Source organism: Bartonella sp. SL320 (genome assembly GCF_059687635.1).
In genome coordinates this window covers 553,678-577,301 of sequence record NZ_CM185143.1, presented here as the reverse complement: position 1 = coordinate 577,301, position 23,624 = coordinate 553,678, and the positions used below count along the sequence as shown (strand labels likewise).

General features: G+C 37.9%; 18 protein-coding genes. 8 read left to right on the top strand and 10 right to left on the bottom strand.

Going from position 1 to position 23,624, the window contains the following annotated elements:
- Positions 1 to 239 precede the first annotated feature (239 nt).
- The 6 genes from AC6ER8_RS02425 to AC6ER8_RS02400 form a co-directional block, all read right to left on the bottom strand.
- Complete coding sequence (locus tag AC6ER8_RS02425; protein ID WP_497079040.1) at positions 240 to 1,865, bottom strand: ABC transporter substrate-binding protein; 1,626 nt, start codon at positions 1,863 to 1,865, stop codon at positions 240 to 242.
- A gap of 416 nt (positions 1,866 to 2,281) precedes the next feature.
- Complete coding sequence (locus AC6ER8_RS02420; protein WP_497079038.1) at positions 2,282 to 2,407, bottom strand: hypothetical protein; 126 nt, start codon at positions 2,405 to 2,407, stop codon at positions 2,282 to 2,284.
- Between the two features lie 424 nt (positions 2,408 to 2,831).
- Positions 2,832 to 4,463 carry an ABC transporter substrate-binding protein gene (locus tag AC6ER8_RS02415; RefSeq protein WP_497079037.1) on the bottom strand — a complete coding sequence of 544 codons (1,632 nt, stop codon included), beginning with the start codon at positions 4,461 to 4,463 and terminating at the stop codon, positions 2,832 to 2,834.
- Between the two features lie 943 nt (positions 4,464 to 5,406).
- A complete protein-coding gene (locus AC6ER8_RS02410; protein ID WP_497079036.1) occupies positions 5,407 to 7,038 on the bottom strand; it encodes an ABC transporter substrate-binding protein in 1,632 nt (543 codons plus the stop codon).
- Between the two features lie 338 nt (positions 7,039 to 7,376).
- On the bottom strand, positions 7,377 to 7,532 hold the full coding sequence (locus tag AC6ER8_RS02405) for a hypothetical protein (protein WP_497079035.1): 156 nt from the start codon (positions 7,530 to 7,532) through the stop codon (positions 7,377 to 7,379).
- A gap of 383 nt (positions 7,533 to 7,915) precedes the next feature.
- Positions 7,916 to 9,541, bottom strand: coding sequence for an ABC transporter substrate-binding protein (locus tag AC6ER8_RS02400; RefSeq protein ID WP_497079034.1), 1,626 nt, complete (start codon positions 9,539 to 9,541; stop codon positions 7,916 to 7,918).
- Between the two features lie 1,032 nt (positions 9,542 to 10,573).
- Between AC6ER8_RS02400 and AC6ER8_RS02395 the strand changes: the two genes are divergently transcribed.
- Entirely contained in the window at positions 10,574 to 10,855 is a 282-nt protein-coding gene (locus tag AC6ER8_RS02395) for a DUF6460 domain-containing protein (protein WP_497079032.1), read from the top strand.
- Between the two features lie 22 nt (positions 10,856 to 10,877).
- Here the strand turns inward: AC6ER8_RS02395 and AC6ER8_RS02390 are convergent, their stop codons facing one another.
- The 3 genes from AC6ER8_RS02390 to AC6ER8_RS02380 all read right to left on the bottom strand — a co-directional run bounded on the left by AC6ER8_RS02390 (position 10,878) and on the right by AC6ER8_RS02380 (position 13,668).
- Positions 10,878 to 11,687 (bottom strand): TIGR02186 family protein, encoded by an 810-nt coding sequence (locus tag AC6ER8_RS02390; RefSeq protein ID WP_497079030.1) that lies wholly within the window; start codon positions 11,685 to 11,687, stop codon positions 10,878 to 10,880.
- 2 nt (positions 11,688 to 11,689) lie between these two features.
- Positions 11,690 to 12,616, bottom strand: coding sequence for a sulfite exporter TauE/SafE family protein (locus AC6ER8_RS02385; protein WP_497079028.1), 927 nt, complete (start codon positions 12,614 to 12,616; stop codon positions 11,690 to 11,692).
- A 170-nt stretch (positions 12,617 to 12,786) separates the two neighbouring features.
- On the bottom strand, positions 12,787 to 13,668 hold the full coding sequence (locus AC6ER8_RS02380) for a hypothetical protein (RefSeq protein WP_497079026.1): 882 nt from the start codon (positions 13,666 to 13,668) through the stop codon (positions 12,787 to 12,789).
- A gap of 552 nt (positions 13,669 to 14,220) precedes the next feature.
- Between AC6ER8_RS02380 and AC6ER8_RS02375 the strand changes: the two genes are divergently transcribed.
- From AC6ER8_RS02375 to AC6ER8_RS02345, 7 genes are all read left to right on the top strand, one after another.
- Entirely contained in the window at positions 14,221 to 14,967 is a 747-nt protein-coding gene (locus tag AC6ER8_RS02375; RefSeq protein ID WP_497079024.1) for an electron transfer flavoprotein subunit beta/FixA family protein, read from the top strand.
- Between the two features lie 47 nt (positions 14,968 to 15,014).
- A complete protein-coding gene (locus AC6ER8_RS02370) occupies positions 15,015 to 15,935 on the top strand; it encodes an electron transfer flavoprotein subunit alpha/FixB family protein (protein WP_497079023.1) in 921 nt (306 codons plus the stop codon).
- A 162-nt stretch (positions 15,936 to 16,097) separates the two neighbouring features.
- Positions 16,098 to 17,759, top strand: coding sequence for an electron transfer flavoprotein-ubiquinone oxidoreductase (locus AC6ER8_RS02365; protein WP_497079022.1), 1,662 nt, complete (start codon positions 16,098 to 16,100; stop codon positions 17,757 to 17,759).
- A gap of 1,558 nt (positions 17,760 to 19,317) precedes the next feature.
- Entirely contained in the window at positions 19,318 to 20,205 is an 888-nt protein-coding gene (gene rsmI, locus AC6ER8_RS02360) for a 16S rRNA (cytidine(1402)-2'-O)-methyltransferase (RefSeq protein ID WP_497079020.1), read from the top strand.
- Positions 20,206 to 20,221: 16 nt separating this feature from the next.
- Complete coding sequence (locus AC6ER8_RS02355) at positions 20,222 to 20,590, top strand: YraN family protein (RefSeq protein ID WP_497079567.1); 369 nt, start codon at positions 20,222 to 20,224, stop codon at positions 20,588 to 20,590.
- 103 nt (positions 20,591 to 20,693) lie between these two features.
- Positions 20,694 to 20,939 carry a hypothetical protein gene (locus AC6ER8_RS02350; protein WP_497079018.1) on the top strand — a complete coding sequence of 82 codons (246 nt, stop codon included), beginning with the start codon at positions 20,694 to 20,696 and terminating at the stop codon, positions 20,937 to 20,939.
- A 77-nt stretch (positions 20,940 to 21,016) separates the two neighbouring features.
- Positions 21,017 to 21,799 (top strand): pyrroline-5-carboxylate reductase, encoded by a 783-nt coding sequence (locus AC6ER8_RS02345; RefSeq protein WP_497079016.1) that lies wholly within the window; start codon positions 21,017 to 21,019, stop codon positions 21,797 to 21,799.
- Positions 21,800 to 22,114: 315 nt separating this feature from the next.
- Here AC6ER8_RS02345 and AC6ER8_RS02340 read toward each other — a convergent pair whose 3' ends face one another.
- On the bottom strand, positions 22,115 to 23,176 hold the full coding sequence (locus tag AC6ER8_RS02340) for an Mrp/NBP35 family ATP-binding protein (RefSeq protein WP_497079014.1): 1,062 nt from the start codon (positions 23,174 to 23,176) through the stop codon (positions 22,115 to 22,117).
- Positions 23,177 to 23,624: the final 448 nt, after the last annotated feature.

The window sequence follows — 23,624 nt, the reverse complement described above, 5'->3', positions numbered from 1 at the left end:
CAACGACAGTTGAAACATTCAATCTTAACATCTATACAAACACAGCTTTTATCCAAATACAGCTTTCATGAGAATAGAAACTCTTTCTAAAGAGAATGTCTTAAAATTAAAATTTTCTACAAAATAAGAGCAATCGATCACCGATAAAATTCAACGTATTGCAAAATTTTTTGATGCTTTGCAATACGTCAAATATATCGTGATCATGCTTTTTTATATTTTATAAATTTGATCCCCTTTTATTTTTCAATTTTACTATAAAAAACACGGGGCGCACTATTCCAAACCCACTTTTTGACATCCGGCGTCATCGCAACAACATCATATTTCTGATAAATAAAGGCATAAGGGCCGCTTTGCATCAATTCGCGTTGTAAGTCAGCATAAAGCTGCGCACGCTTTTGCGGATCTTTTTGAAACAATGCTTCTTCAACTTTTTTATTCATACCTTCATCAAAATACCCACTCTTCCAACTAGGATAGGCTGTATTTTTCGCCTCAAATCGATTATCCGGATTATAAACAAGGCGTGAAGCCATGGTATGCGGATCTGTAGACCCGCTACTCCAGCCGATAAAAGTCGTATCAAAAGCCCGAGCAGCCACTTTTGAAAACAATTGCGTCCCTGCCACACGTTCAATTTTAAGATGCACCCCAGCCTGCGCAGCACTGTCTTGGAGCGATTGAGCAAGAGCTAAAGTATAAGGCGTATTGGAGACGAGAAAATTAGCTTCAAATCCATTTGGATAACCCGCCTCTGCTAAAAGTTTCTTGGCTTTTTGAATATCAAGTTTAAAGGGTTGCCCTTCTTTTTCATCCAAAGCGCCAAAGTTTCCAAGAGGAATAAAACTTGCCCGTGGAATACCTATCCCTTTGAGAAGTTTCTTGCCAAAACCTTCATAATCTATGAGATAACGCATTGCCAAGCGTACTTTTTCCTTTGCAAAAATGGGATTTGTCATATTAAATCCCCAATACATCATGGTTGGCACCAACACCTTTTCAACTTTAACATCTGTTGTTTTTTTCAAGTCTGCCAGATCTTCAGGGGTCAAATTACGCGCAACATCAATATCGTGCTTTTCCAATAACAAACGTTGTGTTCCAGGCTCTGCAACATGACGAATAAGAATCTGCTTCAATTTGGGTGCCTCTCCCCAATAATGGGAACTAGCACGCAACAAAAGAGCTTCTCCAGGACGCCAACTTTTTAACTGATAAGGACCAACACAAGCAGCATGACTCTTCAAATACAGATTGCCTAAATCGCCATTTTTTTCATGTTTCATAATCGTCTTACGATCAAGCAAAGCAGTTACGTGATTTGCAATAACATTATTAAGAATAAGCCCCGCTGGATAAGGCTTATCAAATTTTATGACGACTGTTTTATCATCCGGAGCTTGCAGCGCCTCATCAATATTTTTTTCCACAATTCCATATTCATTAAAAGTTGCCGCGCTGGCCATCTTTAATTTAACAACCCGCTTCATACCCCAAACAAGATCATGGGCGTTAGCGGGTCTGCCATCATTAAACTTTAAACCGTCACGCAAATGAAAGGTAATCACCGTACTGTGATCATCCCCTGAAACATCCCAATGTGTTGCTAATACCGGAACGACTTTTGCTGGATCATTTGTCGAAGTACTGACCAAACTATCACAAACATTTTCAATAATCTCATTGGCATAAATATCATTGCTTTGCGCGGGATCAAGCGTACTGATTGCATCAAGATTCCAAGCCATAACAAGCGTATTTGCCGGTGTTTTGGCTTCAACCTGTTGTGCAACCATTCCCAGTGCCATAAGAACAGAAACAAGACAGCTGCTCCCTTTTAATATTTTTTTCTTCAAGCTCATAAGTTTTTCCTCTTAATGTTTATTGTATTTCCCCACACAACAAAATCACGTAAAATAATGAGATTAGACGCGCCATAGGCTCTGCAAGATAAACATGATGAGCACTTTTGCCCCCCCTTACTCATTATCCTTTTGTCCTTGTACACCTGTTCACCTATAGGATACCCCCAAACCTACACAGGAAAACGCTCCGCCAGACAAACATTCCAATAGACAATGGATGATAATAGACAATGGATGATCCCCCATAAGAGAGCCGATTGATGATATCACCCACCATTTAAAGACGATAAACCCAAGATTTCTTCTCTCTTGTTGAGCAAACGTATCTCTTCTTTCTTCCCGTATTTTTCTCTTTTAACGTCTTTTACATTTTTTAAATATCGTCAAAAAACGCTCCCTGTGGGCTCAAGCGCTTAATAACAAACAACCTTCATAATCATTTGATGTTTCGATAAAGCAGAAAATTTCGCCAATGCGCCAAGTTGCACAACTTCTATCCCTTTCAAAAAGGGATTTCGAATTTTTTCATTGCTTACCATAAAATAACCTCCTCCCCGCAAAATAATGGCCTCAAGTATGCACCGTAGCAGCTTTCAAAGTAAAAGAAAATATGGGCACCATAAAAAACTAATATTCCTCGTATCCCCCATAACAAAACTTTTCTTACAACATTGCAAAATCTTTGTTCCTTTAGCAAAGTTCAATTATGTGACATGTGTTGCACTAATCTTTTCAGCAAATAAATTAATCCCTTTTCAATTCAGAGAAGTTGAAATCTTCACCCTACAAAATACCGCTTTGAATGAGAATGAAAAATCTCTCTTAAGATGAACAATCCTGATAAGACATGAAACAACATATCCCCCTCTTAATTTACAATCTTCGACGTCTCGCAAAGCTTGAAAACACGATGCAAAACGTCGAAGATATCAGACGATGTTTTTTATGCTTTACAAATAAAAATTATTTTTCAATGTCAGCATAAAAAATACGGGGTGCACTATTCCACACCCATTTTTTGACATCAGGTGTCATCGCGACAATATTATATGTCTGATAGATAAAAGCATAAGGGCCTTTTTGCATAAAATCACGTTGTAAATCAGCATACATTTGTGCTCGTTTCTGTGGATCTCTTTGAAAGAGGGCTTCCCTTACCTTCTTATTCATATCTTCATCCAAATAACCATGGCACCAACTAGGATAGCCTGTGTTTTTAGCCTCAAACCGATTATCCGGATTTAAAATAAAACGTGCAGCCATGGTATGGGGATCGGCAGAAGAATTATTCCATCCGATAAAAATTGTATCAAAACCCCGTGCATAAAGTTTTGAAAACAATTGTGTCCCGATAAAATGTTCAATTTTAAAGCGTACACCTATTTTTTTTGCATTGTCTTGGATAGACTGAGCAATAGGCAAAGCAAAAGGATAAGGAGATTTTCCTGCAAAAATATTAGCCTCAAAACCATCTGGATAGCCTGCTTCTGTTAAAAGCTGCTTGGCTTTTTTTAAATCAAGTTTAAAAGGTTGTCCTTCTTTTTCATCCAAAGCCCCAAAATTGCCAAGAGGAATAAAGCTTGCCCGTGGAATACCAACATCTTTAAGAAGCGTTTTTCCCAAAGCATCATAATCGATAAGATAGCGCATGGCCAAACGCACTTTTTCATTGGCAAAAATAGGATTTGTCACATTGAAGCCCCATACGATCAGAGAGGGAGCCAATATTTTTTCAACCTTAATATCTGTTGTTGCTTTCAGGTCTGCTATATTCTCTGGCGTTAAATTACGTGCCACATCAATATCGTGTTTTTCCAACAACAAACGCTGTGTTCCAGGCTCAGCAATATGACGAATAAGGATCTTCTTCAATTTTGGTGCCTTTCCCCAATAATGGGAACTTGCACGCAATAAAATCCCTTCTCCAGGACGCCAACTTTCTAACTGATAAGGACCAACACAAGCAGCGTGACTGGCCAAATAGCGATTTCCCATATCACCATCTTTTTCGTGTTTCATCAGTGTCTCACGATCAAGCAAAGCAACAGTACGATTAGTGGAAATATTGCTCAAAATAAGCTCTGCTGGATAAGGTTTATCAAATTTCATCACCACTGTCTTATCATCGGGTGCTTGAAAAGCCTCATCAACATTTTGTTCTGTGATACCATATTCATTAAAAGTTGCCGCATTAGACAGCTTCAATTTGACAACCCGTCTCATCCCCCAAACAAGATCATGAGCACCGGCAGGTCGACCATCATTAAATTTCAAATCATCACGCAAATGAAAAGTAATCATCGTACTCTGGTCGTCGCTTACAACATCCCAACTCTTTGCCAAAGAAGGAACGACTTTAGCGCCATCATTTTTGGCAGTATCAACCAAATTATCACAAACATTGACAACAATTTCAGCGCCATACCGATCATTGAGCTGTGCAGGATCAAAATTACTGATTGCATCAAGATCCCAAGCCATCACAAGCGTATCGGCCGGTGTTTTTGCTTCAACCTGTTGCACAAATATCCCCAATGTCATAAGAGCAGAAACAAAAAAACGGCTCCTTTTCAATATATTTTTCTTAAAGTTCATAGACTTTTCCTTTAAAGTTTATTGTATAAATTTCCCTTGGCCATAGGAGCGCGCAAAAATAAAAAGATCAGACTTGGGAAAGACATCTCCTAAAGATAAAATAGCAAAGCCTTCAAGCAGCAGAAACAACCCCCTTTAAGCAGTACTTGTCAGCTAAAGCAAAACAGACAACAAAGATCTGCTAAACACGGAAATCTGCTAAACAATGTGTGATCGCACAAATGACAGCGCCCATTGGTGATGTCACCACACCTGAAACTTTGAACATACAAACCAGAGAACTTCCTTGATCGCATCAAACAAAACTTCTGCTTTAAAAGTCTTTTTACGATTTTCTAAAAAGAGTCTTGAGAACACAAATTTCCGTTGCTTTAAAAGCCTTCAAAGCCCCTCTGATATTTTGCCAATCCTTATAAGCATCGTTCCCAACAATGGACACTCCTCTCCTTCCTCACATAGAAATTTGAGCATTTCCATATGAAGCCATACAGAGGATAGTCTCCAACATTTTATCATTTTTTAAGGAAAGCTGGTATCATTTGAAGCATCAGCTCCACAATAACCTCATATTCCCCCAACGCACCTACATATAATTCATTTTTTCTCAACAGCACATTTTAAGGTTCCCCGCTTTTTCTATAAAATACTAAACTCTGCTTATATTCAGTGTGCTCGTTTTTTTAACAAACAAATTCATTATTTTTTACTTCACTTAAGTTTTTTTACTTCACTTAAGATGGAAATCTCCAATCTTAATATCTACCTATGTAAATTTCATCGATACAGATAGTCTCTATGTTAAACGGCAGTATCTTCCGCATTATTCTATAATGCATTTTAGCGATAAACTTCGATATTTTGCAAAGCTTTTAAGCCTTATGCAAAACACCGAAGATATCATCATCATATTCATTGTTGTATATAACAACAGTTGAAAACATGCTTATTTTTCAATGTCATTATAAAAAATACGTGGAGCACTATTCCACACCCATTTTTTGACATCAGGTGTCATCGCGATAATACTATATGTCTGATAAACAAAAGCAAAAGGTCCTTTTTGCATAAAATCACGCTGCAAATCAGCATACATTTTTGACCGTTTTTTGGGGTCTTTTTCAAACAATGCATCCTGAACCTTTTGATTCATATCTTCATCAAAATAGCCATGGCACCAACTAGCATAGCCTGTATTTTTAGCCTCAAACCGATTATCCGGATTGAAAATAAGACGTGAAGCCATGGTATGCGGATCGGCAGAGTCATTATTCCATCCCATAAAAATTGTATCAAAATTCCGTGCATAAAGTTTTGAAAACAACTGTGTCCCGACAAAATGTTCGATATTAAAGCGCACACCTATTTTTTTTGCATTGTCTTGGATAGACTGAGCAATAGGCAACGCAAAAGGATAAGGAGACTTTCCTGCCAAAATATTAGCCTCAAAACCATCTGGATAACCTGCTTCTGTTAAAAGCTGCTTGGCTTTTTTTAAATCAAGTTTAAAGGGTTGCCCTTCTTTTTCATCCAAAGCCCCAAGATTACCAAGAGGAATAAAGCTTGCCCGTGGAATACCAACATCTTTAAGAAGCGTTTTTCCAAGAGTATCGTAATCGATAAGATAGCGCATGGCCAAACGCACTTTTTCATTGGCAAAAATAGGATTTGTCACATTGAAACCCCACATGATCACAGAGGGTGCCAACACTTTTTCAACCTTAATATCTGTTGTTTCTTGGAGATCTTTGATATCTTCTGGCATCAAATTACGCGCAACATCGATATCGTGTTTTTCCAACAATAAACGTTGTGTTCCAGGCTCAGCAATATGGCGAATAAGAATTTGCTTTAACTTTGCTGGCTCTCCCCAGTAATGGGAACTTGCACGCAACAAAATTGCCTCTCCAGAACGCCAGTTCACTAATTGATAAGGACCAACACAAGCAGCGTGACTTGCCAAATAGCGATTTCCCATATCACCATCTTGTTCGTGTTTCATAATGGTTTCACGATCAAGTAAAGCAGCAAGACGAACAGAAGCCATATGACTAAGGATAAGCTGTGCTGGATAAAGCTTATCAAATTTCATCACCACTGTCTTATCATCGGGGGACTGAAGAGTAGAATCAACATTTTCTTCAGTAATTCCATATTCGTTAAACATTGCCGCTGCAGATAATTTTAACTTAACAATCCGCTTCATACTCCAAACAAGATCATGAGCACCAGCAGGACGACCATCATCAAATTTCAAACCATCACGCAAATGAAACGTAAGGACTGTCCCCTGGCCATCATCTGAAACATCCCAACTTTTTGCCAAAGAAGGAACGACTTTAGCAGCATCATCTTTCGCGGAATCAACTAGATTATCACAAATATTGCTAATAATTTCATTGGCATGACGTTCATTGATCTGCGCAGGATCAAACGTATCTATTGCATCAAGATTCAAAGCCATCACAAGCGTATCAGCCGGTGTTGTTGCTGAAACTTGTTGTACAAACATCCCCAATGCCATAAGAGCAGAAATAAAAGAACTGCTCCTTTTCAATATATTTTTCTTAAAGTTCATAGACTTTTCCTTTTAACGTTTATTATATAAATTCCTCACGCAAAACGAACTTGCTTAATAATAAAATTAAACAAACCATGAGATCCTAAAAACACAGTTTTAAAACCTTCAATTTCTCTCTTGCCAACCAGTCTCTTTTGCCCATAAACACCTATAGGATAACAAAAAAAACATAAGAGAAAACAATGTGATAAATAATCATCCATCACAAAACAACTTTATAGTATCTTCTCTTCATGGTGTCCTAACATCTCACCATTGAAGACTCTCGACAAAGTTTTTATTTTTGTTTTGTTGGCAAACTTATCTCTGCTTTCTTCTGCATTCTTTAATATCATTCAAGCATTCCCCTCTATTGGCCCAAAAGCCTTCATTATAATTTGACGTTTTGATAACACAGGAAAATTCGGCAATTTGCCACGTACAACAACTTTTATTCCTTCGTTCAAAAGAAAAGTTGAATTTTTTGCTTCTCCTTGAAACACATTTTCCATTTGCCTCTCATCACCTTTCAGAAGCAAAAGGAAATATGTGCCTCATAAAAAACTGATATTTCCTCGTATAAACAAAACCTTTCTTCCATATTGCAAAGTCTTTGCATCTTCAGCGCGACTACATTATGCGACATATGTTGCACTGATTTTTTTTGCCAATAAATTGATAACCTTTCACTGCAAGGACTATGTCCAATCTCCACATCCACACAAATACATCTTTCGTGAAAATGAAACATCACCGTTCAATGAGTTATGTCAAAAATATTTAACAATACGAATTATTGACGATCTTCGATGTCTTGCAAAACTCGAAAATTTATGCAAAACGCCGAATAGATCATGACAAGTTTTTTATGTATTTGACAGCATTATAGACACACTTATTTTTCAATTTTACTATAAAAAATATGGGGTGCACTATTCCAAACCCACTTTTTAACACTCGGCGTCATCGCAACAACATCATATCTCTGATAAATAAAGGCATAAGGTCCCTTTTGCATCAATTCGCGTTGTAAATCAGCATATATTTGCGCCCGCTTTTTCGGATCTTTTTGAAACAATGCCTCTTCAACTTTTTTATTCATCTCTTCATCAAAGTACCCATGCTGCCAACTAGGATAAGCTGTATTTTTCGCCTCAAACCGATTATCTGGGTTATAAACAAGGCGTGAAGCCATGGTATGTGGATCCGCAGAATCATTATTCCATCCGATAAAAGTCGTATCAAAAGCCCGTGCATTTACCTTTGAAAATAACTGCGTCCCTGCCACACGTTCAATTTTAAGACGCACCCCTGCCTGCGCAGCACTATCTTGGATTGATTGAGCAAGCAACAAATTATAAGGCGTATTAGAGATAAGAAAATTGGCTTCAAATCCATTCGGATAACCCGCCTCTGCTAAAAGTTTCTTGGCTTTTTGAATATCAAGTTTAAAGGGTTGCCCTTCCTTTTCATCTAACGCCCCAAAATTGCCAAGAGGAATAAAACTTGACCGTGGAATACCAATACCTTTGAGAAGTTTTTTGCCAAGTCCTTCATAGTCGATAAGATAGTGCATGGCCAAACGCACTTTTTCCTTCGCAAAAATGGGGTTTGTCATATTAAATCCCCAATACATCATGGTTGGCTCTAAGATTTCTTCAACTTTAACATCTGTCGTTTTTTTCAAGTCTTCCAGATCTTCAGGGGTTAAATTACGCGCAACATCAATATCGTGCTTTTGCAACAACAAACGTTGTGTTCCAGGCTCTGCAACATGACGAATGAGAATCTGCTTCAGCTTCGGTGCCTCTCCCCAATAATGGGAACTAGCACGCAACATAAGAGCTTCTCCAGGACGCCAACTTTTTAACTGATAAGGACCAACACAAGCAGCATGACTCTTCAAATATTGATTGCCCAGATCACCATTTTTTTCATGCTTCATAATCGTCTTACGATCAAGCAAAGCAGTCGCAGGACTTGCCACAATATTATTAAGAATGAGCTCTGCTGGATAAGGCTTTTCAAACTTCATCACCACTGTTTTCTCATCCGGGGCTTGTAGCGCCTCATCAACATTTTTTTCTACAATGCCATATTCATTAAAAATAGCTGCATTGGCCATTTTTAATTTCACAATCCGCTTCATGCTCCAAACAAGATCATTGGCATTGGCGGGTCTGCCATCATTAAACTTTAAACCATCACGCAAATGAAAGGTAATCACCGTGCTATGATCATCTCCAGCAACATCCCAATGCGTTGCTAATATCGGAACCATTTTAGCAGGATCATCTGTTGCACCACTCACCAAAGTATCACAAACATTGCGAACAATTTCACTTCCATAAACATCGTTAAGTTGCGCGGGATCAAACGTACCGATTGCATCGAGATTCCAAGCCATGACAAGCGTATCGGCGGGTGTTTTTGCTTCAGCCTGTTGTGAAACCATCCCCAATGCTATAAGAACAGAAACAAGGCTGCTGCTCCTTTTTAAGATTTTTCTTTTCAAGTTCATAGACTTTTCCTTTTAACGTTTATTGTATAAATTCCCCACGCAACCAAAACGTGAAAAATAACAGTATTAAGCAGACCATAGCCTCCAAGAGACAAAGGTTAAAAACTTTTAAACAATACGACTTATTAATCACTCCTCTTGCCATATTTATGCCATACTTATAAGCCAGAATTTTGAACATATATCTAAAAACATTTTGATATACAATCAATGGTGTAATTGATAACAGAATTTAATGACGATATTACAATATCTACTATTGAAAACTATAAGATAGAAATTTTTTCTCTTTTATTGGATAGGTTTATCTCTTTTTTTCTGATGTTTCTTCTTTTTTCTAGTGTTTTTTATGCTATCAAAGCATGTTTCCTGTTGACTTAAGTCCCTTCATGAACAAGGGGACTTAATATTTTGATATTATAATAAAACAGGAAAATTCACCCATTTTCCAGCCTCAACCACCTCACCCTCTTCTACAAGAGGAATTGTGAATTTCTCATCATTCTCGTAAAATAATAATAACAGCCTTTAATGCTATCTTATTTCAAAATAAAAGAAGCATGAGGTTTCTGACATTCGCTTATACGCCCATACAAAAAACTTTTTTCAACATCGCTTTTAAATACCTTTGCCCCTTCAGCAATACTCAATTCATTGCTTATATTTTTTGAGCAAAAATATCTTTTTAATGAACTAAGGTTGAAATATCAAAATATAATATCTATATAAGCATACCCTTATCAGAATAGATAGTCTTTTTTTAAGTAAACTGTCTTAAAATATTATTTTTATACACAGCATAATAATTAAGCCCGTTAAAAAGTTTTTAATCTACGAGAACGCTCACCTCTGATGCGAAATATTAAAATGCTACAAAGTTTCTCTATCAATTCTTATAAAGAAAAGTATATCATTCCATCTAATAAAATAAGTACCATAAAAATTTCGCAAAAATGCTTCTTTTTTATGATAAGGGCATCACTATACTATAATGATACAACAAAAAAATAAAATATCCGAAAGTATATTAAAATGAACCGAAAGAAAAAATTATCCGCTTCTTTGCATATGTTTCTTGGAGGCTCATTCAGCAAAGTTAGTCTAAAGTTGCTCATTCTTTCATTTTTCATTGGTATCGTAATGAATTTTTTGGGATGGACACCTCAAAGTCTCATAAAAAAAATAGTTGGTTTTTTTCAATCCCTATGGGAAACAGGATTTATAACACTGACAAACTTGTTCCATATAACAATAATGGGAGCCATTATTGTTGTGCCCATTTTTCTTATCTTGCGCATTCTTCATAGAAAATAAGCACTTTAAACATTTTTCTTAACTAATCTTTTCGAAAAATAAAACGACATAAAAATCCGGTGGTAATAGCAATAATCACCGCAATAACGCCATAGAGAAAACGATATTTGTGTGCAGCATAAAAAATTGTATAAGCGATATGTGCTTTAACAATTTCAAGCGTTGTTGTCGCACTATCAATAAACTGTCCATCACGAAAAAGATAAGCACGAGCCTTATAATGCCCAACAGGGATATTGGCTGGCAAGCGAAAATGTGCTGTAAAAAGTGTATCAGAACCAAAACGAACACCGCCTACTTCCTCATAGTAAAGGCTTTTAGCTTTTTGTAATTTCACCAGTTCATCGCGAAAAGCTTGTATTTTTTTCTGATCTTTTCCGTCCGTCTGTAATGGCAAATAGGGTAACCCTAATCCCAAGCGTTTATAATTTTCAATGCTTGTAATATCCTCAATGTCACGTGTTGTAACCATAGAGTAAAAAAGAGGAACCTTTTTAAAAATAAGGGAATCTGTATTAACCCATACACCGGCATTGCGTTTTTTTTCCCGCATCACCATTGTCCGCCCCTGTCCCTCTAAGCTTACAACAACATCATAACGGCTTTGTCGAGAATATAAGGGATCAATATTTTCTAAAACACCCGCAATATAAAGATCACGACCAGCAAAATTTGCATCCACCGTAATCGTATTGGTTGTTACGATAATTTGGACAGTTTCATGATCAACCTTATCAACGAATGTCCCGATCGTCTCAAAATGTGACCACGTAGGAAAAGAAACAAAACAAAAGCAACCTGCCATGATGCATAAAGATAATAATCTACCCATTTTCATCTCATCAAAATATCCAGAGAGAAAAGATTATCTGGGCGTACAAATAACTGAAAAGCAAGACGCATACATACAACCAACACCAAAAATGCCAGTGCCATACGCAATTGTTCAGCTTTTAACTTCCGTCCAGCCCGTGTTCCATATTGCGCCCCAATACTTCCTCCAAGCATTAATAAAAAAGCTAAAACAATATCAACGGACTGATGAGTCATACTTTGTAAAATTGTCGTAAAAGAAGATACAAATGTAATCTGAAAAAGTGACGTCCCAATCACCACACTGGTTGGAACACGCAAAAGGTAAATTAATGCTGGGATCATAAAGAACCCCCCACCAATTCCCATAATAGAAGACAATAACCCCACAATAAGACCAATGCCTAACACAGGAATAATGCTGACATAGATCATAGATGTTCGGAAACGCATTTTTAACGGTAAGCGATGAATCCAGTTATGTCTATGCCGACTTGCAGGACGAACATTGGCTTTTCCTACCCTACGCTTGCGCATCATATCAAACCAACTCTCAATAATCATCAAGCTTCCAACACTTCCAAGAAGAATAACATAGAGAAGCGAAATCATCAGATCTAATTGACCTAACTTTTTCAAAATAGAAAAAATTTGAATCCCAATTAACGAACCAGCCCCTCCACCAAGTGCCAAAAGAATACCAAGTTTGATATCAAGCGTCCGTCTTCTAAAATGTGTAATCGCCCCTGTTACCGATGATGCAATCATCTGGTTAGCCCCTGTTCCAACAGCAATAGCAGGGGGAATATTATAAAAAATTAATAACGGTGTGATGAGAAAACCACCACCAATACCAAAAAGACCTGAAAAAAAACCAGCAACAACCCCCATACCAATCAAGATCAGCATATTGAGTGACATTTCAGCAATGGGTAAGTAAATACTCACGGATAGAACCTTCAAAATAATTTGAGGCTTTTTAACAGCTGGAGATTTTCTCTCCAACGATCCCTCTTGTCCAATAATCTCTGTTGCGTGTTTAAAAAGATAATTTTAACGGCTATAGTTTTTGCACAATCACGAATGCGCAATCTATTTCAACTCTATTAACATCAACATCATAAAAAATTAAAAAAGCGAACTCCTTTTAAAAAGCTATAAAAACATAACGTTATCGCGCCCACAAATGCAATGGTAAAAAAACAAAGAACACTTTTTTTTACAAAATGAGACAAAAACGATACACGTTTGCGAGGCCGCGCTTTTAAGACAGAAGAAACATCATTCTCAATGCGATGATTAGAGGTCTGAACATCTATCCCCTTTTCTTCTATCACAGCACGCTCCACTGTTTTCTCACCCTGTTTAAAAGCAGGCTTTAGAACATCCCCAGGCAAAAGTGCATCCCTTGGCGAAAGGGAATTACTGGACACAGAGCTTTTATTTTCTTGCTGTAACACATTTTTAACATGTAATCCATTCTCAACATTTGTCTGGAGTAGCGCTATAGTGTTTTGTTTGGAAAAGTTTTGTTCCTTTTGAAACCGTAACTGTTCTTGATTTTCCTCACATTCCATATGAGCCAGTTTTTGCACAACAGAATCAGATAATTTTGAACGAGATACCTGTCGTGTTACCGTTGCTTCTTCTAGGCTTTTCTTTTCACGCTGCAAATTTTGAACAAGTGTTTTAATCTGCTCTAAAGATTCAAAAAGCTTTTTTTCTCTTTGTCGACGGATATAATATTCAGCCAAAATAGCCCGACTAATGTCATCTAAATAAGATTTAAAATGTTCTTCGACAAAGCTCTGTTGCTTCAAAGGACGAGACGAAGGTTTCATTTGCATCTGTGCATAAACCGTGCGTAACTTTTGAGCAATATCCGACATTGTTACTTCTACAGGTGTGTCCATTCTCTTCTTTTGTTCAATAAAAGAAGAAAATTGATGACTTTGAACCGGATTGGTTGCTTGGTCGACCGAATGACCCTTCGTATTCACAAACGCCTACCCCTCATTAACCTTTTTGAAAAGAACAGCAAGAAATAATGAGACATCATACGCTATTTTAGTAAATAGAGCTTTAAGAATTCCCCATTTTTTGTTAGAAATACTTTTCCCTGATCTTCATCAAAAATATTTATATTCACCTCAAATATTTGCCTAATATTCATCCCCAACATTTTTAAAAAATATTTTTTCTCCTCTCAAGATTTTAAGAGCACAATCATTTCCCCCACTTTTATTTTTTTTTACTTAAATTTTCATGGCATAAAATCTCTATCGCATCATCATAAACAAAGCATCGTGAAACAAAAAATAATATTCTCACAAGATGGTTTTATTTTTTTACCTTTTATTCAAGCAAATAAGGCAATTATGGCCATGCAAAAGAAATGAAGATTGAAAATGATGACAAGAAAGTACAAGTAAACGTAAAAAAGGCTTAAATTAAAGAGAATACACGTTATAAATGAAACTTCATTCTAAACAATTTGGTTTCTTATACGTATTGCTATAAACTTGTGATCATATAAACCAAAGAGGATCATCATGAAGATAATTGTCGCTGTCAAACGTGTTGTTGATTATAACATCAAGATACGCGTCAAACCCGATAGCACAGGCGTTGATTTGTCTCACGTAAAAATGTCTATGAATCCTTTTGACGAAATAGCCGTGGAGGAGGCCATTCGCCAGAAAGAATCCGGTAAAGTTTCAGAAGTTGTTCTTGTTTCAATTGGGCCAGAAGCCGCCCAAGAAACTTTACGAACAGGACTTGCAATGGGGGCTGATCGCGCCCTTCTGATCACAACAGATCAAACACTTGAACCCTTGAGCATTGCTAAGGTTCTCAAAGCCATTGTCGATGAAGAAAAACCCGATATGGTCTTTTTAGGAAAACAAGCGATTGATGACGATAGCAACCAAACAGGACAAATGCTTGCCGCTCTTCTTGGTTGGGGACAGGCAACTTTTGCCTCACATCTTAACATAGAAAATGGGCAGGCTATCGTTACGCGTGAGGTCGACAATGGAACACAAACTCTTTGTCTTCCCCTTCCTATGGTTATGACCACCGATCTACGGCTCAATGAACCGCGTTATACTTCTCTTCCCAATATCATGAAAGCAAAAAAGAAAATCATTGAACAAAAAGCGCTTACTGATCTTGGTATCGATACGAAAGCACGCTTGACAGTTTTAAGTGTTGAAGAGCCCAAACCGCGTCAATCTGGGGTTAAAGTGGCGAATGTCGCAGAGCTTGTCAGTGCACTAAAACAAAAAAACTGCATTTAATATTTTCTAGAGTAAAAGCAATACGCACATAAAAGGAAAAAAAACTTATGGCAATTCTTTTATTGGCCGATCATAATACACAAGAAACCGCAAAAGCACTCACCGCTGCGCATGCAATCGGTAACGATATCGATATTTTGGTTTGCGGAGAAGACATTCAAACAATAGCGCAAAACTGTGCTAAACTTCATGGTGTGCGGCAAGTCCTTATGGCCGAAGCTGATTATTTAGCCTATCAACTTGCCGAACCGGTGGCAGATACAATCATTGCGCTCGCCAATGATTATGATGTGATCATGGCAGCCTCCAGCACGACTGGAAAAAATGTGATGCCACGCGTAGCCGCTCTTCTTGATCTTATGCAAATTTCAGATATTACCGCCGTTCTTTCACCCGATAGCTTCAAACGCCCCATTTATGCGGGTAATGCACTTGAAACTGTCCGCAGCAATGATCATAAAAAGATTATAACCATTCGCACCGCCTCTTTCACACCAACGCCTTCCCAAAATAATGTAGCCCCCATTAAAACAATAACACCAGCGCCCAATCCCAATCTTTCTTCTTTCGTAAAAGCAGAAACACATAAAAGTGATCGTCCAGACCTTACCTCGGCACGTGTTATTATCTCAGGCGGACGTGGTCTTGGTTCCCAAGAACAGTTTATGGCGCTTCTTCTTCCCCTTGCAAAAAAATTAGAAGCCGCTTTAGGAGCCAGCCGCGCAGCAGTTGATGCAGGCTATGCTCCCAACGATTGGCAAATTGGACAAACAGGAAAAATCGTTGCTCCCGAACTCTATATCGCCGTTGGCATTTCTGGTGCAATCCAACATTTAGCCGGTATAATGGATGCACAAATTATTGTTGCCATTAATAAAGATGAAGAAGCACCCATCATGAAAGTTGCCGATTACATCCTTGTGGGAGATCTCCACCAAATTATTCCAGAATTCGAGAAAACTTTATAAGCTATGCGTGCCCCTCAGCATCCTCAACGCGAAAAAATGTCCTTTAACAAAGTTGTTTTTGAAGAAAAACCGATAGAACTTTTTGCTACGTACATCGTTAATTTACCTCTTGTGGACAATCCACACCAAACTGTTCCAAAATTGGAGAAAGCTTTATAGGCCATGAAAGCACCTCTGTATGACCAGCGTGAAAGCATGGAGTTTGACATCGTCATTGTCGGAGCAGGACCGGCAGGGCTTTCTGCTGCCATTCGTCTAAAACAAATTAATCCTGAGCTTTCTGTCACAATTGTTGAAAAAGGAACTGAAGTTGGGGCACATATTATCTCTGGCGCCGTTGTTGATCCCATTGGTATCGATACACTCTTACCAGAATGGAAAAATGACCATGATCATCCTTTCACAACCCCTGTGACCCGTGATCAGTTTTTTTTTCTAAAGCCTCAAAAAGCGACACGATTGCCCCATATCTTGTATCCCAAAACCTTATCCAATGACGGGTGTTATATCGTTTCGCTTGGCAATGTTTGCCGCTGGCTTAGCAAAAAAGCCGAAGCATTGGGTGTTGAAATCTATCCTGGTTTTGCCGTAACACAAACCATTCAAAATGAAGACGGCGCGATCATTGGTGTTCTCACCGGTGATATGGGGCTTAACAAAGATGGAACCCCTGGAAAAAATTATATGCCTGGTATGGCGTTATTGGCAAAATATACTTTGATTGCGGAAGGCGCACGCGGTTCCATTGCAAAACAACTGATACAAACTTTTAACTTGAGCAAAAATCGTGACCCTCAAAAATTTGGTCTTGGTCTCAAAGAGCTCTGGGAAATTGATCCCGAAAAACACCAACGCGGCTTAGTTCAACATTTCACCGGTTGGCCCTTAGACAATAGTACCAGCGGCGGTGGTTTTCTTTATCACCAAGAAAACAATATCATTTCTGTTGGTTTTGTTGTGCACTTAGATTATAAAAATCCTTATCTTTCTCCTTTTGAAGAATTTCAGCGGTTTAAAACACATCCACAAATCTATGAAATCTTCAAAGATGCAAAATGTCTTTCCTATGGGGCACGTGTTATCAGTGAAGGAGGCTGGCAATCTGTACCAAAACTCACCTTTCCTGGTGGCGCACTGATTGGCTGCTCTGCTGGCTTTGTCAATGTTCCTCGTATCAAAGGATCACACAATGCCATTTTATCGGGCATATTAGCAGCCGATAAAATTGCGACCGCTCTTGCGCAAGGTCGTGCTCATGATGAGGTTACAGAAATCGAAGAACAGTGGCGAAAAGGCCCCATTGGCAAAGATCTTTATCAAGTGCGAAATGCCAAACCACTCTGGACAAAATACGGGACAAAATATGGAATTAAACTTGCCGGTTTTGATATATGGTGGCAGCAACTGTTCGGATTTTCTTTATTTAAAACACTCTCCCATGGCAAGGAAGATTATGCTTGTCTTGAACCCGCAGAAAAATTTCAACCCATTGCTTACCCAAAACCCGATGGGGTGATAACCTTTGACCGCCTGACAAGTGTTGCCCTTTCCAATACGCACCATGAAGAAAATCAACCTTGTCATTTAAAGATCGCCTCATTAGAAAAACAAAAGGACTCTGAATATGCAATTTATGGAGGACCTTCCGCACGCTATTGCCCCGCCGCTGTTTATGAATGGCTAAAACATAATGATCATCTAACATATATGATCAACGCTTCAAATTGCATACATTGCAAAACATGCGACATTAAAGATCCAAACCAAAATATCACTTGGATTTGTCCGCAAGGCAATGAAGGCCCTTTTTATCCCAATATGTAATCCCTCCCAATAACGCATCATTGTTTATTCTCTTAAAATATCAACATATTGATTTATAATCATATAGAATTATTCAACGTGAATGAGAAGCTTGAGTACCGTAAGCTTCTCTCATCTCAAATCCCTCTCATGATGAATTAATCAAATTTATTTGCTTGCACATTAAAAGTAGAAGGAGCCCATATGGATAAAAATCGTACAATAAAAATGCCTTTTTATAAAACCGTCGAAAAGTGCCAAAAACTATCACAACACTCAAAGGCAGATCCAAGTGTATTATGGTATCCTCCTGCTCCTTCATAAATATAAAAATGGGAGGCTCAATGGCTTAATCGTTATCCCCCGTTATCCCTTTAACGGGCGCCATCGTGAAATGGGTGTGACGGGCGCTTTGAGAGATATTTCTTTAAAACAAACTTATGAGTATACAACGCAACGGCTCTGTGTTCTTCGTGAAAATTGTGCCCCCATTAAAAAACGCGAGAAACAAAAGTATGAGGCAATCTTCATGATTTAAAAGATAGTGCTTTGGATGCTTTTGAAGGTTGCAAAACTAAAATGAAAAAGAGGATAAAATGCGTGATTAGTTTGCACCTTTAAAACTTCATATCTTCCCTAAATGAGGCTATCTGCCGGTTTGAGAGATGACACCAGTAAAAATACACTTATCTCCTTGCTCCCCTCTGGCATACAAAAGCTGGAATGGCTTGAATAATATTGATGCGTCTTAGTCTTTGTTTTAAACATGCGGCTGCCTTCAGTGTAGCTGTTGATTTACCAGAAATCGAAAAAGCATATGCACTCCCTTAAGATAAACAACATCATAAAACGCAAAACATGCCGACTATGGATCTATGAATCGGAGAGAAAGACCAGCTTTTTATAAGAGGGGTAAAGTGCGATAATTTAAAAGCTTTTACTCAAGATAAAAGATAATAAATTCGTCATTAAAATTATTAAGATAAAAATTAACCTTAAAAACTTCTAAGATAAACCTAATATTGTTAAAGATGTCGAGAATATAACAAAATATTTTTCTGATAAGGACTTATCTTTCATTCATAATGTTCGTGAGGCATTTTGTGTTTTAAAAGGGTCTGTTTATACTTGCTCAAAAAAATATTAATGGGACTTTTAAAAGATCAGCATGATAGAAATAGTCCTGACAGCTTCGTTTTGAAAAAAGCCCAACCAAAGGTGAGAGGATAGCATAGACAGTTTTTGTGCTTCTTGATAGGAAGGTTTTATAGAAAATAATAGCGCTGATAGGATATTGATATCTGAAATTTATTTTACTGAAAATAAGATAATAATGAGCAAAATAACGGGGCATATGAGACAAAAACGTTGAAGTTGAGAATAAAGTTATCTCATTATGAAGTAAGCGACTATTTAAGTAAGTAAACCCAAACAAATAAGCTGTTGTTAAACCGCTGTTGTTAAGCCATTGTCATGATAAAAATGTGCTGATAAAAAGTGAGCAAAAATAACTGATAAGTATGGATATAAATTTTGATAAGATCTTATAGTAAGGGAAGTTTGATGAAGAGACAAAAGCATGTCTAAGAACACCTATTTCATAGGTGCACATGCTTATTGTGCACCCATCATAGAACCAGGGCTTTATCTTGTAGCAACGCCCATTGGAAATCTTGCAGATATTACGCTTCGTGCTTTGCAAGTTCTGGCAAGCGTTGACATTTTAGCATGTGAGGATACACGGGTAACCCGTGTTTTGTTGGAACGTTACGGTATTGAGAAAAAACCTTTTCTCTATCATGAATATAATGCGCAAAAAGCAGGCCCGAAACTCTTAGCAGCTTTAGCAGAAAACAAAACGATAGCGCTTATTTCAGATGCAGGAACACCGCTTATCTCTGATCCTGGATTTCGATTGGTAGAAGAAGCCCGTACAGCGGGTCATAAAATTATTCCGATCCCTGGAGCCTCAGCTCTTTTAGCGGCTCTAATACCGACAGGACTCCCAACCGATAGCTTTTTCTTTGCAGGTTTTTTGAATGCACGCAAAACACAGCGTCAAAAACGATTGGAACAATTAAAAAACATTCCAGCAACTTTGATTTTTTATGAATCACCACATCGTCTTGTTGAAACTTTACAAGATATGGTCACTGTTTTTTCAGCAGATCGTCCTGCTGCAATTTGCCGTGAATTAACAAAAAAGTTTGAAACAATCGATGTTTCCAATTTGGGAGATTTGTTGGAAAATTATAAAAAACAGACACAAATTCGTGGGGAAATTGTTGTGCTTGTTGGAGAAGCTTCTTCTTCTTTCAATGTGATAAGTGATCAAGAAGTTGATGAAATGTTATTAGAACACGCACAAACACATTCTGCGGCTCAAGCAGCAGCTTTGGTTGCCAAAAAGACTGGACTGAAAAAGCAGAAACTTTTTCAACGATTGATTTTTTTAAAAAATGCGTAAAATAATGCCTAAGACGATACAAAAAAAACAGAGACAAAAGTCTTTTTATCGAGGGGTTCGTGCAGAAAAACTAGCCGCTTGGTGGTTACGTTTCAAAGGATTTCACATTGCAGAAATGCGTTTTAAAACCAAGTGTGGGGAAATTGATTTAATTGCACGACGGGGAAATCTTGTGTTAATTGTTGAAGTTAAAGCACGTTCAACGTTGATGGAAGCAATGGAAGCGGTTTCCCGAACAAATGAAAGACGAATTGAGGCCGCAGCCGATATTTGGCTTGCTCGACAAAAAGATTATGCTCGTTTATCTGTACGCTTTGATTTGATTGCCATTTTACCTTGGCGTTGGCCACAACATATCCCCGCATTTTTTACATCGGATCACTAAGAGGAGGCACCCGTTTTAACCATGCTCAATAAAAAACATTTCTCCTTTATGTGCATATGCGTTAAAAAGTGTCTAACCGTTTGAGCGCTATAAGGAGCAAAATATGGATGATTATGAAAAGTTTGCAACGGGTTTACTCATTGTTTTTGGAGCGCTGATTATTGGTGGTTTAATGGCAATGCATATTGTAATGATGAATAAACCAGGTTTTTTATTTGCCTTATCCGCCGCTGTTGTGGGTTGGTTTTCTGCTTTTGCTGTCCTCTTCGACAAGCCTAAAATCTATTTGGGGTTGATTATTCTTGCGATACTCTTTGTTGCTGCCTCAATTAGCATGTATGTAAGTTAAAATATTTAAAGATGTTTATCGAGATTTCTTTTAAAAGGTAAAACTGAAGAATAAAAAAACAAAACTGAGGCATAAAAATGAAACTTGGCTTTTTGGGAACCGGCACAATCAGCGCTTCAATGATCAATGGACTAATGAAAAGTGCCTTTAATGTTTCTTCCATTATTGTTTCACCGCGCAATGCACAAACAGCAGAGCATCTTTCACGCACTTATGATAAAGTGATGATTGCTGAAAATAACCAAGCATTGCTCGATATGAGTGATTGTGTTTTTCTTTGTTTACCCAACCAAATTGCAGAAGATGTTTTGCGCTCTCTTCGTTTTCGTCCAGAACAGCTGGTTATTTCCGTTCTTGCTATGGCCAAAGCCGCAGAAGTGGAAGCGTGGATCAATCATAAAGTTTATCGAGCTGTTCCGTTACCTTTTGTTGCAGAGTGCAAAAATTTAACCCCCATTTATCCCGATCACCCCTTTTTGCGCACTTTATTTGATGCCTTGGGGGGCACATTGGTGCTGGATAAAGAAGAACAATTTAATCTTTTTATGACAGCGGGTTCTCTTATGGGCGTCTATTTCAATTTTATAGAAACAGCCCATCAATGGTTTATCACACAAGGGTTAAAAAAACAGCAATCAGCAGAATTCCTTGCCATGATGTTTGGAAATCTTACGGATGAAATGCGTAAAATTATCACAAAGGATTATTCTTACTCTCTTAATTTTGCAGAACTTGAAAAAGAATTTTCAACAAAGGGGGGAACAAATGAATTTTTGTCAAATTACTTTTCTCAGCAAGGGGGAAAGAATGCTTTAACAACAGCTCTTGAGGCAACTTTACAAAAAATGAATGCTCCTTAAAAAGACTTAACCAACATTTTTTTATCTCACAGCTCTAGCGCTCTGATTGCTTCCTATTCAGGTTCCCAAAATACCAAATACATGATGTATTTTTTGTTTTAAGCGATATGCAAGGCACTGATTTATAAAGGATGCTCAGTATTTTGCATGTTGAATGAGATCCCCCAATGGCTATGACACACCTTGAGAGATGTTTTTTTTCATATGCCATAATATGCCATTCAACCATTAAGGCTCCCTTTATCCCATGGTAAAAAATTATTTTTATGTCTTTCATGACTGTATTTTAGCAAACGTTCTTCAATAAGCACCCATTCACAAAAGTTTATTTTTTATTTGATCAACAATTGTACGATACAGTTGAGCATGCTCGCCATCAGGCTGAGCAACACAAATAGGGATCCCCTCATCTGAAGAAAAGCGTAAAGCAGCATCAAGCGGTATTTCTGCTAAGAAAGGAACTTCTCGACGCTCCGCTTCTGCGCGTGCCCCACCATGGCCAAAAATATCGTAGCGTTTTCCTGTATCAGGCGCAATAAAATAACTCATATTCTCAATGAGACCTAGAATGGGAACATTGACTTTCATAAACATTTCTATCGCTTTACGTGCATCGACTAAAGCAAGATCCTGCGGTGTAGAAACAACCAAAGCACCGGTTAATTGTACCTGTTGCGCAAGCGTTAATTGTGCATCTCCTGTCCCTGGCGGCATATCTACAACTAAAACATCCAAAGGCCCCCATACAACATCGCGTAATAATTGCGTTACAGCCGCCATAACCATAGGACCACGCCATACGACCGGCTTTTCTTCCTCGACTAAAAATCCCATTGACATCAATTGCAGACCAAATTTTTCAAGAGGTTGAATCTTCTTTCCTCCAATAAGCTGTGGCTTTTGATTAACAAGCCCTGTCAAACGTGGCAACGATGGTCCATAGATATCCGCATCCATTACCCCTGTTTTTAAACCAGCATTTTTTAACGCTAAGGCGATATTGATCGCCGTCGTAGACTTTCCAACCCCTCCTTTTCCAGAAGCAACAGCAATCACATGCTGCACACCCTCTATGGGCATTTTTACGGGTAAGGGATTGGTTCTGCGTCTGGGCACTGCCTTTGTTGTCTTTTCTGCTGTAAGGGTGACAACAACAGATTTTACTCCCTCCAAAGTACACACCAGCTCTTCAGCAGTATGGCGCAATGATTCCCACTCTTGTACACGTCCATCCGGAACTGTAATGGAAAAGAAAACCTTACCATCTGCAATCAATATTTCTGAAACAAGCCCCAACGATACAATATCGCTTTCAAGATCTGGTCCCTTGATCTTACGTAATACGTTGCGGACAGTCTCACTTGTCATAGGATCCACATTCTTTCCTCTCTATCAAAATGCTAAAAATACAAGCATAAGAACGAAAAATATTTACAGGTTTATCCCCTAAAATTTTCTGCTTTACTCAGAAACGATAAAGTATAAATAACCTCTATCTTATCTCTTAAAAAATAAGAAAACACCCCTAAAATAAAGAAATTAAAACACAAAATCTGTTATAAAAACTTATCAAGCACGTTTGTGCGATAAACACTTTAACGAATTTTCTGATAAAAATTTTATAAAAAGCAAAATCGAGAAAAGCACTTTATATAAAAAGTATATTTAAAGCTGAGCATACAACAATCCGTCACATTTTCTCTCATTTTTTAATGCTTTAATCATTTATTTTCTATACACTCAATCATTATGTTTGTGCGCGTGTAAAATATCACAAAAAAAGTATCACAAACAGTTATAAAGCGTTTTGTATTTTTTCAAGAGA

Bases quoted from the DNA above. Each gene is read 5' to 3' on its own strand.
- AC6ER8_RS02425 (WP_497079040.1), bottom strand. From the start codon at position 1,865: ATGAGCTTGAAGAAAAAAATATTAAAAGGGAGCAGCTGTCTTGTTTCT.
- AC6ER8_RS02420 (WP_497079038.1), bottom strand. From the start codon at position 2,407: ATGGTAAGCAATGAAAAAATTCGAAATCCCTTTTTGAAAGGGATAGAA.
- AC6ER8_RS02415 (WP_497079037.1), bottom strand. From the start codon at position 4,463: ATGAACTTTAAGAAAAATATATTGAAAAGGAGCCGTTTTTTTGTTTCT.
- AC6ER8_RS02410 (WP_497079036.1), bottom strand. From the start codon at position 7,038: ATGAACTTTAAGAAAAATATATTGAAAAGGAGCAGTTCTTTTATTTCT.
- AC6ER8_RS02405 (WP_497079035.1), bottom strand. From the start codon at position 7,532: ATGGAAAATGTGTTTCAAGGAGAAGCAAAAAATTCAACTTTTCTTTTG.
- AC6ER8_RS02400 (WP_497079034.1), bottom strand. From the start codon at position 9,541: ATGAACTTGAAAAGAAAAATCTTAAAAAGGAGCAGCAGCCTTGTTTCT.
- AC6ER8_RS02395 (WP_497079032.1), top strand. From the start codon at position 10,574: ATGAACCGAAAGAAAAAATTATCCGCTTCTTTGCATATGTTTCTTGGA.
- AC6ER8_RS02390 (WP_497079030.1), bottom strand. From the start codon at position 11,687: ATGGGTAGATTATTATCTTTATGCATCATGGCAGGTTGCTTTTGTTTT.
- AC6ER8_RS02375 (WP_497079024.1), top strand. From the start codon at position 14,221: ATGAAGATAATTGTCGCTGTCAAACGTGTTGTTGATTATAACATCAAG.
- AC6ER8_RS02370 (WP_497079023.1), top strand. From the start codon at position 15,015: ATGGCAATTCTTTTATTGGCCGATCATAATACACAAGAAACCGCAAAA.
- AC6ER8_RS02365 (WP_497079022.1), top strand. From the start codon at position 16,098: ATGAAAGCACCTCTGTATGACCAGCGTGAAAGCATGGAGTTTGACATC.
- rsmI (WP_497079020.1), top strand. From the start codon at position 19,318: ATGTCTAAGAACACCTATTTCATAGGTGCACATGCTTATTGTGCACCC.
- AC6ER8_RS02350 (WP_497079018.1), top strand. From the start codon at position 20,694: ATGGATGATTATGAAAAGTTTGCAACGGGTTTACTCATTGTTTTTGGA.
- AC6ER8_RS02345 (WP_497079016.1), top strand. From the start codon at position 21,017: ATGAAACTTGGCTTTTTGGGAACCGGCACAATCAGCGCTTCAATGATC.